Below are 9,495 nucleotides of genomic sequence, written 5' to 3'. Positions count from 1 at the left end.
TGGCACGCTGTGGTTTAACGCCTGGGGCTTTGACTGGCTCTATAACCTGCTGTGGGTCAAACCCTATTTGCTCTCGACAAGACTGCTGGGGCGCGACCCGCTGGACTGGATGATGGGGCTGCCCGCCTGGATTGCCCTTCGCGGCAACCAACTGCTGGCTTGGACAGTCACCGGCAATCTGCGCTGGTACGCCGCCTCCATCGGGATCGGCGCCGTGCTGGTGCTGGCGCTGTTACTACTGGGATAACGCGATGAACGACTCAAAAAACCGTGCGATGAACTATGCGATAAAAGACTCGATGAATCGGGCGCTACCTCATCGCAGCTTCCCAGCGCTAGGCTGTTTGCCCGCCCTGATTGCCCAGGGCGAGCAATCTTATATGAACTTGAACGAGAGCTGATACCGTGACCTTACTCTGGATCTTGCTAATTCCTTTTATCGGCGGCTTGCTCTGCTGGCAGATGGAGCGTCTGGGCGGACAGTTTGTCCGCTGGATAGCCCTGCTGTCTATGGGCCTCAGCCTGCTGCTCGCCTGCGCCATTTGGCTCAGTGGTGATTTCTCTTTGGCCGCCACGGGCCTTGATAACACGGGTAGCAGTGCTGCCGCGCCTTGGATCGCCGAATGGCGCCAACCTTGGATCCCCCGCTTTGGCATTTCTTTGCATCTGGCCGTCGATGGCCTCTCCTTGCTGATGGTGATCCTCACCTGCTTTATCGGGGTGCTGGCCGTCCTCTGTTCGTGGAAAGAGATTGTGCAGCGCATCGGCTTTTTCCACCTCAACCTGCTGTGGATCTTGGGCGGGGTGCTCGGCGTGTTCATGGCGCTGGACTTGTTCCTGTTCTTCTTCTTCTGGGAGATGATGCTGGTCCCCATGTACTTTTTGATTGCGCTGTGGGGCCACTCGGTCACTGACGGTAAATCTCGGATCAACGCTGCGACCAAGTTCTTTATCTACACCCAGGTGAGCGGGCTTATCATGCTGGTCGCTATCATTGGGCTGGTGCTAACCCACCAACATGCTACTGGCGTCTTTACCTTCAACTACCTAGATCTGCTCAACACCCCGATGAGCCACAGTGTTCAATGGTTGCTGATGCTGGGCTTTTTTATCGCCTTCGCGGTCAAGATGCCACTGGTGCCACTGCACGGCTGGTTGCCGGATGCCCATAGTCAGGCGCCGACCGCAGGCTCGGTAGACTTGGCGGGGATTTTGCTCAAAACCGCCGCCTATGGTCTGCTGCGCTTTGCCCTGCCGCTGTTCCCCGAGGCCTCGGCCGAGTTTGCTCCCTACGCTATGATGCTGGGTCTTGTCGGTATTATCTATGGCGCCATCGTGGCGTTTGCCCAGACCGACATCAAACGCTTGGTGGCTTATACCAGTATCTCCCACATGGGCTTTGTGATGATCGCTATCTACTCAGGAAGTGAACTTGCATTGCAAGGCGCTGTCGTGCAGATGATCGCCCACGGTCTTTCTGCCGCCGGTCTCTTTATCCTCTGTGGTCAGCTCTATGAGCGGTTGCACACCCGGGATCTGCGCCAAATGGGCGGTCTGTGGGGACGCCTGCGCTATCTGCCGGGGGTGATGCTGTTCTTCTCGGTGGCGTCGCTTGGCATGCCGGGCACGGGCAACTTCGTCGGTGAGTTCCTGATCTTAGTCGGCAGCTACCAAGTGGCTCCGGTTATCACGACTATTGCCACCTTTGGTCTGGTACTGGCCTCGGTCTACTCGCTTATCATGCTGCAACGCGCCTGCTTTGGCCCAGCCAAAGACGATAGCATCCTAAAAGGGCTAGATCGCCGCGAACTCGTGATGATGATGACAATCGCCGGTCTCTTGGTCCTACTCGGCCTCTATCCCCAACCCGTGATTGATACCGCCAGCAGCAGCCTCAGCAACGTGCTGCACTGGTATCTGCAGCCAACTGCTGGAGCCCTGCAATGACCTTCTCCACTTCCCAACTGCTGACACTGCTTCCGCTGCTGTTGACCACTGGCTCAATCGCCGCCTTAATGCTGGCGATTGCTTGGCGCCGCTGTGTCACCACCGCCTTTACCGTGACCATTGTCGGCCTCAACTTGGCGCTGTTCTCGCTGCCCATCGTGATGGCGCAGGGCGATCAGGGCGTCACCCCGCTACTGCAAGTCGATAGCTACGCGGTCTTCTACATGGGGCTGGTGCTGATCGGTGCCTTGGCCACTTGTACTTTCGGCCGCTCGTGGCTGAAGGCCTACCCGGACAACAAGGAAGAGTTCTTCCTATTGCTGCTGATCGCCACCGCCGGTGGTTTGGTGTTGGCCTGCTCCCGCCATCTCGCGTCGCTGTTTATCGGGATCGAGATGCTGACCCTGCCGATGTTCGGTCTGGTGGGTTACGCCTACCGCGAGCGTCATTCGCTGGAAGCGGCGGTAAAGTACATGGTACTTTCTGCCGCCGCCACCGCCTTCCTGTTGTTTGGTATGGCGCTGCTCTATGCCCAAGCGGGAAGCCTGAGCTTTGCAGACTTAGGCCAGACCTTAGCCCAAAGTCCGACGCACCATCCGTTACTGATGGGCGGTCTGGGACTCATGCTGGTCGGCTTTGCCTTTAAATTGTCATTGGCTCCTTTCCACCTCTGGACCCCAGATGTCTACGAAGGTGCCCCGGCCCCGGTCGCGACCTTCCTCGCCACCGTCAGCAAAATCGCCGTGTTTGCCGTGCTACTGCGCTTCTATTTGGCGGTGCCCGCTGCCGCAGATCCGATGTTCCACTGGCTACTGGCGGCCATGGCGGTCATCTCTATTCTCGCCGGCAACCTGCTCGCACTGGTGCAAACCAACATCAAGCGGATGCTGGGTTACTCCTCTATCTCTCACTTCGGCTACCTGCTGGCGGTGATCGTGGCGAGCCGCATCGGCGAGATGCCGGTGGAAGCGGCCGGGGTATATCTGCTGATGTATCTGTTCACCAGCCTAGGCGCCTTTGGCGTGGTGAGCATGATGTCGAGCCCCTATCGCGGCAAGGATGCAGACTCGCTGCACAGCTATCGCGGCCTGTTCTGGAAGCGCCCTTACCTCACGGCCGTATTAACGGTGATGATGCTCTCCTTGGCGGGCATCCCGATGACGCTGGGCTTTATCGGCAAGTTCTACCTGATTGGCGTCACCGTTGAGGCGCAGCTTTGGTGGCTCTCGGGCGCCATTGTGCTGGGCAGTGCGCTGGGGCTCTATTACTACCTCAAGGTGATGGTGACCCTGTATCTGCGTGAACCTGGCATGCAGCAGCGGGATGCCAGCGCCGACTGGGCCCTCTCCTCCGGCGGTGTGGTGGTATTGCTCTCGGCGGTATTGGTGGTACTGCTAGGGGTCTATCCTCAGCCAGTCATCAGCCTAGTGCAAGGGTTCCAGCACGTCGTGTTGCAATAACCTTCGCGTTTAATCCACCGTCATTGATTATGATGAAGATCGTTTAAGCCTCTTAAACGATCTTTTTTTGCCTTGAGCATCCCCGCCTGCCAACAATTTACATACCACACCCAAAAACATTACCTATTTAATGGAAGGTTACTGGGGCGAATTAATGAGGTAACAATCTTACCGCGGTAAGCAAGGGGAATATTAAGAATCTCCCACCACCCGATGAGTTATCAGATGGTGGGGGCGGTGAGTCAATTGGGAAGATTTTTTAGCCGTTTACATTCGGGGCGAATCACTTTGCTGATGTGTTATCAGCGAGAAAATCGAACTGCACGCGTTGGGGTACGCCATTATGGTTAAACTTGATGGTGCCCCGCCACACCATGTAACCGCTGCTACATGAGCCGTACAGCAGTTTACCTTCATAGGTCTTTTCATCGAGTTGCTGCACATTGACAGGGATAACCCCCATAAACATATCTCTGCCTTCGAGCATGATGTTGACATCGGTTATTGGGGATGAGGTTAACAGCTTTAATGTTAACGGTTTTTCACTGGGTGCCTGGGGGGGCGTTAGCCCTAGTCGCAACTCAACTGTGTCGCTATTTTTAACACATTCACCCTGCTGAAAATCACAGAGTGTCGGATCGACCGCTGACTTGGAAACATTGTCTTTACAACCCAGTAAGTTAAATGCTAAGAGCAGCGATAAAAATCCAAGACGATAATGAGTTAGCACAAAAATTAACCTTATGATGCAATATGTTAACATTCTATGGTGTAGGTTGATCTAGATCAACTTTCCGTCCTTCTTCTTTGGTATCTTTTTTGACATGGCTCAAGTATCATTGCAAAACCTCACGTTTGCGCACAAATGTGTAGGATAAAGCATTGACATAACTCAACAACCCTAATAGGGAAATACCAGTTTTATGTCTTTCATAACAGGTAAAGCTTGTCTTTACTAAAAGTAAAAGTAATAAGCAGTGGAAGCATTATGATGAACCATTCCCAGCCAACAGGCGCTGATTACAATTACACCATTGTCCGCCAATTTGCCTTAACCACTGTGTTGTGGGGTATTGTTGGTATGTCAGTCGGTGTATTAATTGCGGCTCAGTTAATCTGGCCTCAGCTGAACTTTGAAACTCCGTGGTTAACGTATAGTCGCCTGCGACCATTACATACCAATGCGGTCATTTTTGCGTTCGGTACATCAGCCCTTTTTGCAACATCCTATTATGTCGTACAACGCACCTGTCAAACCCGACTATTTGCACCTAAGCTCGCCGCATTTACGTTTTGGGGATGGCAAGCCATCATTCTGTCAGCAGCCATCACTTTACCTATGGGATTTACCAGTGGTAAAGAATATGCTGAATTAGAATGGCCTATCGATATCGCGATCACGATTGTATGGGTCTCCTATGCCATCGTGTTTTTCGGCACCATCGTGAAGCGAACCACGTCGCACATTTATGTGGCTAACTGGTTTTTTGGCGCTTTCATTATCACAGTCGCAGTGCTGCATATCGTTAACTCGATGGCCGTGCCTGTCAGCCTGTTCAAGTCTTACTCCATGTACAGTGGTGCCGTGGATGCCATGGTGCAATGGTGGTATGGTCACAATGCGGTAGGTTTCCTATTAACCGCAGGCTTCTTGGGGATGATGTACTACTTTGTGCCTAAGCAAGCCGGTCGGCCGGTATATTCATACCGTTTATCGATTGTGCACTTCTGGGCATTGATTGCATTGTATATTTGGGCGGGTCCGCACCACTTACACTACACCGCGTTGCCCGACTGGACGCAGTCGTTAGGTATGGTGATGTCACTCATCCTATTTGCACCGTCTTGGGGCGGGATGATCAACGGTATCATGACCTTATCTGGTGCATGGCATAAACTGCGTACCGATCCGGTGTTACGTTTCTTAGTGGTTTCGTTGTCTTTCTACGGTATGTCGACCTTCGAAGGTCCGATGATGGCCATCAAGACGGTGAACGCCTTATCACACTATACCGACTGGACCGTAGGTCATGTTCACTCCGGCGCGCTAGGCTGGGTGGCCATGGTGTCTATTGGCTCTTTATATCACTTAATCCCGGTACTGTTCGGCCACGGCCGCATGTATAGCACCGCGTTGGTTAACGTGCATTTCTGGTTGGCAACCATTGGTACTGTGCTTTACATCGTTTCTATGTGGATTTCGGGTGTGATGCAAGGTCTGATGTGGCGGGCGGTGAACGCTGACGGTACGTTGACTTACAGTTTTGTCGAAAGTCTGGAAGCTTCTTATCCTTTCTACTTTGTACGTTTCCTCGGCGGTTGTTTCTTCTTAACCGGTATGTTGATCATGGCATACAACGTTATTCGTACTGTGAATGCCTCTAAAGATTCATTGCCAGAATTGGCTGAAGCTAAAGCGGCTTAAGGAGCAAACTCGATGAAATTTAATCATGAGATAGTTGAAAAAAACATCGGTTTGTTAGCGATCTTTACCGTTATCGCGATAAGTTTTGGTAGCCTTGTTGAAATCACCCCGTTGATTTTCCAAAAGGATACCACTGAGCCTGTTGAAGGGTTAAAGCCCTACACTGCCCTGCAGCTTGAAGGTCGGGATATTTATGTGCGTGAAGGTTGCTATAACTGTCACAGCCAAATGATCCGGCCACTGCGTGCTGAAACCGAACGTTATGGTCACTATTCGGTTGCCGGTGAATCCGTTTGGGATCACCCCTTCCAATGGGGTTCTAAACGTACCGGCCCTGATCTGGCTCGTGTTGGCGGTCGCTACAGCGATAAATGGCATGAAGTGCATTTAATTGATCCTCGTGCTGTGGTTCCACAATCGAATATGCCTGGCTTCCCTTGGCTGGCTGAAAATAAACTCGATGGCAAACTGACCGGCGATAAGATGACGATTCTGCGTAACATGCATAAAGGCGGTTACAAAGGTCAAGATCTGTATACCGATGAAGAAATTGCAGGCGCTCAAAAAGCTGTTGAAGGCAAAACAGAACTCGAAGCCTTAATCGCATATCTTCAGTCTTTGGGTCATGCACTCAAATAAGGAGGCAATATATGGATTACGGCACATTACAAGGCATTTTAACCATCATTGTGATGCTGACCTTCGTCGGTATATTTGCTTGGGCATATAGTTCGCGTCGTCAAAAGTCCTTTGATGAGGCAGCTAATCTTGTGTTTTCCGATGAGGAAATCCGCAAGATATCGAAGGACTCAGGAGAGAATAAGTGATGAGTAGCTTCTGGAGTATTTGGATTAGCGTACTCTCGTTAATTGTGATCGCAGGTTGTTTTCTATTGCTGCGTGCGTGTTCTAAAAACACCACGGATGTCAAAGAAGGCGAATCGATGGGCCACAGTTTCGATGGTATCGAAGAACTCAATAACCCACTGCCAAAATGGTGGAGTTATATGTTCTATATCACTATCGTGTTTGGCTTGATCTATCTGGCATTATTCCCAGGTTTAGGAAGCTACAAAGGCCTATTAGGCTGGAGCAGCTCGAACCAAAGTATTGGTACTGAACAAGGAATTAAAGCGGATTCGGCCGCGGCGATTGAACTGGCCGCCAAAGAAAACCGTTATGTACAGTACGATCAAGAAGTGAAACACGCGGATGAAAAGTATGGGCCGATCTTCGCGGCATATTTGGCAACACCACTAGAACAATTAGTGACAAACCAAGAAGCCTTGAAAGTCGGTGGCCGTTTGTTCCTGCAAAACTGTGCTCAGTGCCATGGCTCTGATGCGCGCGGTAGCAAGGGCTTCCCTAATCTGACCGACGCTGACTGGTTATATGGTGGTGATTTAGCCACGATTAAAACCACCATCATGGCTGGTCGTCATGGCATGATGCCGCCAAAAGGTGGCTTGCCAATCGATGATAGCGAGCTTGCTGGGTTAACCGAATATCTGGTGAAATTGTCTGGCCGTGAACACGATGAAAAACTCGCCGCTCTTGGTCAAGGCTCATTCATGAAAGGCTGTTTTGCGTGCCATGGTATGGACGCCAAGGGCAATAAATTCATGGGTGCACCTAATTTAACCGACGATATTTGGTTATATGGTGGCAGTCGCGGCGTGATTGAAGAGAGTATTAAACATGGTCGTACTGGCGTCATGCCAGCCTGGAAAGACGTTCTGGGTGAAGAGAAAGTCCATGTGATCGCTGCCTATGTTTATAGCTTGTCAAACAAGTAATTAGCGATGTTCAACCTGAAGGCCTCGAGATCTCGGGGCCTTTTTTTTAAAGTGCTAAAGCCGCTTTTTATCGGTAAAATGGCACTAAATTTATTAATGGGTCCCCTACATGACTGAACAACAACCTTGGTATAAGCAGTTTTGGCCGTGGTTTTTAATCATCCTTCCCCTGTGTGCCGTCATCGCCAGTTTTGCCACTCTTAAAATCGCCCTGTCCAATTCTGATGCCCTCGTGGCCGAGGATTATTATAAGGACGGTAAAGCCATTAATATGGATTTAAGTAAAATCAAATATGCCAAGCAATTAGGAATGCAATTTTCCCTTGAGCAACATCAAAATGAAATTCTATTCAAGCAGCACGGCGGCCCCGCCTATCAAGCCGCGTTAAAAGTGGAGTTTTATCACCCGACAATTGCCAGTCACGATCTCAAACTGACCCTCACCGCCGATGCCAATCAACGCTATCGCTTGGCGTTACCTGAGCCGTTAACTGGCCCGTGGGAAGTGCGCCTTGAAGGCTTTGATGGTACATGGCGCGTTCAGCAACGAATTGAATTAAAAGATAATGTTCAATTGTGGTTAAATTAGTGGTGAGTGAATAAGTATTGCTATGACACATCCAAGTTGTTTTCACTGCAATGAGCCTGTCCTCACTGGTGTGCAGTTTGTTACCCGCATTCATGAACGTGATGAATTAATGTGTTGCCCCGGTTGTCAAGCGGTGTCACAGGCGATTGTTGATGCAGGATTGCTGAGCTACTACAAATTTCGCACTGAGCCGGGGAGTAAGCAAACGGCGCTCGTCCCCGAGGAGCTCACGCAATTTTCTGCCTATGACTTACCCGAAGTGCAGCAAGATTTTGTCCATTCTCAAGATAATCTTCAGTCGGTTTCCCTCTCGATTGATGGCATAACCTGCGCCGCCTGTGCTTGGCTGATTGAACACAAAGTAAAACAACTGCCAGGCATCAGCCAAGTGCTGGTCAACTCCACCACCCAGAGGGCGTTGATCACTTGGGATAAAACCGCGATAAAACTCAGTGACATTTTAAGCCAGATCAGCCGCATTGGTTATCAAGCCGCCCCCTATCAAGTGGATGAACAAGAACGGACCAGCCAGCAAAATAGCCGCAAATTTTTACTGCGTTTAGGGCTGGCAGGTTTTGCCACTATGCAAGTGATGATGTTTGCCCTAGCCCTCTATACTGGCTACTTTACCGATTTAGATGTGCAGTATCGTGATTATTTTCGCTGGGTTAGCATGATTTTTGCGACGCCTGTGGTGCTTTATTCAGCGCAGCCCTTCTATTTTAGCGCCATTCGCACCTTGCTCAGTGGCAAACTGAATATGGATGTCTCGGTTTCTATCGCCATTGGCGGCGCCTACACTGCCAGCTGTTTTGCGACCGTGAATGGCACTGGCGAGGTGTATTTTGAATCCGTATCCATGTTTACCTTCTTCCTGTTACTTGGACGCTACTTTGAACAAAAAGCCAGACAAAAAGCCTCTGTCAGCTCCAGTAATTTGCACAAGTTAGTGCCACTCACTGCACACTTAGTCACCCCACAGGGGCAAGCAGAAATTCCCGCGAAAAAATTACGTCTCGATGACATATTTTTGGTAAAACCCGGGGAAATGGTCGCCGCCGATGGCGTTGTCATCGAAGGTCACAGTAATGTCAATGAGGCGATGCTCACGGGCGAGCAAATGCCGATTGAAAAGCAGCAGGATCAGATGGTTTATGCTGGCACCATCAACGTTGACCAACCGCTCAAAGTCAAAGTCACAGCATTAGGGCAAGATCAACTGGTTGCTGAAATCATTCGGCTACAGGAACTGGCATCCAACACTAAGCCTGCCATTGCC

At 50.7% G+C, this 9,495-nt stretch carries 10 protein-coding genes and 1 pseudogene; 10 read left to right on the top strand and 1 reads right to left on the bottom strand.

Annotated elements, in window-relative coordinates; genetic code table 11:
- From ACRCZA_RS07975 to nuoN, 4 genes and pseudogenes are all read left to right on the top strand, one after another.
- Nucleotides 1-247 (top strand): annotated as a pseudogene (locus tag ACRCZA_RS07975) (NADH-quinone oxidoreductase subunit L); the annotation flags it as partial.
- 4 nt (nt 248-251) lie between these two features.
- Nucleotides 252-401 (top strand): hypothetical protein, encoded by a 150-nt coding sequence (locus ACRCZA_RS07970; RefSeq protein ID WP_438673922.1) that lies wholly within the window; start codon nt 252-254, stop codon nt 399-401.
- 4 nt (nt 402-405) lie between these two features.
- A complete protein-coding gene (nuoM, locus tag ACRCZA_RS07965; RefSeq protein ID WP_438673921.1) occupies nt 406-1,947 on the top strand; it encodes an NADH-quinone oxidoreductase subunit M in 1,542 nt (513 codons plus the stop codon).
- Complete coding sequence (gene nuoN, locus ACRCZA_RS07960; protein ID WP_438673920.1) at nt 1,944-3,407, top strand: NADH-quinone oxidoreductase subunit NuoN; 1,464 nt, start codon at nt 1,944-1,946, stop codon at nt 3,405-3,407. The genes nuoM and nuoN overlap by 4 nt, the downstream gene beginning before the upstream one ends.
- Before the next feature lie 283 nt (nt 3,408-3,690).
- On the opposite strand, the gene ACRCZA_RS07955 is transcribed toward nuoN, so the two are convergent.
- Nucleotides 3,691-4,170: a hypothetical protein gene (locus tag ACRCZA_RS07955; protein WP_438673919.1), complete on the bottom strand. Its 480-nt coding sequence runs from the start codon at nt 4,168-4,170 to the stop codon at nt 3,691-3,693.
- Between the two features lie 225 nt (nt 4,171-4,395).
- Between ACRCZA_RS07955 and ccoN the strand changes: the two genes are divergently transcribed.
- The 6 genes from ccoN to ACRCZA_RS07925 form a co-directional block, all read left to right on the top strand.
- Nucleotides 4,396-5,832 (top strand): cytochrome-c oxidase, cbb3-type subunit I, encoded by a 1,437-nt coding sequence (gene ccoN / locus ACRCZA_RS07950; RefSeq protein ID WP_438673918.1) that lies wholly within the window; start codon nt 4,396-4,398, stop codon nt 5,830-5,832.
- 12 nt (nt 5,833-5,844) lie between these two features.
- On the top strand, nt 5,845-6,471 hold the full coding sequence (gene ccoO / locus ACRCZA_RS07945) for a cytochrome-c oxidase, cbb3-type subunit II (protein WP_438673917.1): 627 nt from the start codon (nt 5,845-5,847) through the stop codon (nt 6,469-6,471).
- A gap of 11 nt (nt 6,472-6,482) precedes the next feature.
- A complete protein-coding gene (locus ACRCZA_RS07940; RefSeq protein ID WP_438673916.1) occupies nt 6,483-6,659 on the top strand; it encodes a cbb3-type cytochrome oxidase subunit 3 in 177 nt (58 codons plus the stop codon).
- Entirely contained in the window at nt 6,659-7,627 is a 969-nt protein-coding gene (ccoP, locus tag ACRCZA_RS07935; RefSeq protein ID WP_438673915.1) for a cytochrome-c oxidase, cbb3-type subunit III, read from the top strand. The genes ACRCZA_RS07940 and ccoP overlap by 1 nt, the downstream gene beginning before the upstream one ends.
- Nucleotides 7,628-7,736: 109 nt before the next feature.
- Nucleotides 7,737-8,216 carry a FixH family protein gene (locus ACRCZA_RS07930; RefSeq protein WP_438673914.1) on the top strand — a complete coding sequence of 160 codons (480 nt, stop codon included), beginning with the start codon at nt 7,737-7,739 and terminating at the stop codon, nt 8,214-8,216.
- A 22-nt stretch (nt 8,217-8,238) separates the two neighbouring features.
- Nucleotides 8,239-9,495: heavy metal translocating P-type ATPase (locus ACRCZA_RS07925; RefSeq protein ID WP_438673913.1), on the top strand; the 1,257-nt coding region annotated here is incomplete at its 3' end.

It is taken from the genome of Shewanella sp. (assembly GCF_051658185.1).
Taxonomy (GTDB): domain Bacteria; phylum Pseudomonadota; class Gammaproteobacteria; order Enterobacterales; family Shewanellaceae; genus Shewanella.
The sequence above is the reverse complement of the archived record's forward strand: the minus strand, read 5'-3'. Positions and strand labels throughout refer to the sequence as shown.

Excerpts from the sequence above, each read along its gene's own strand:
- ACRCZA_RS07970 (WP_438673922.1), top strand. The coding sequence starts at position 252 with ATGAACGACTCAAAAAACCGTGCGATGAACTATGCGATAAAAGACTCG.
- nuoN (WP_438673920.1), top strand. The coding sequence starts at position 1,944 with ATGACCTTCTCCACTTCCCAACTGCTGACACTGCTTCCGCTGCTGTTG.
- ACRCZA_RS07955 (WP_438673919.1), bottom strand. The coding sequence starts at position 4,170 with ATGTTAACATATTGCATCATAAGGTTAATTTTTGTGCTAACTCATTAT.
- ccoN (WP_438673918.1), top strand. The coding sequence starts at position 4,396 with ATGATGAACCATTCCCAGCCAACAGGCGCTGATTACAATTACACCATT.
- ccoO (WP_438673917.1), top strand. The coding sequence starts at position 5,845 with ATGAAATTTAATCATGAGATAGTTGAAAAAAACATCGGTTTGTTAGCG.
- ACRCZA_RS07940 (WP_438673916.1), top strand. The coding sequence starts at position 6,483 with ATGGATTACGGCACATTACAAGGCATTTTAACCATCATTGTGATGCTG.
- ccoP (WP_438673915.1), top strand. The coding sequence starts at position 6,659 with ATGAGTAGCTTCTGGAGTATTTGGATTAGCGTACTCTCGTTAATTGTG.
- ACRCZA_RS07930 (WP_438673914.1), top strand. The coding sequence starts at position 7,737 with ATGACTGAACAACAACCTTGGTATAAGCAGTTTTGGCCGTGGTTTTTA.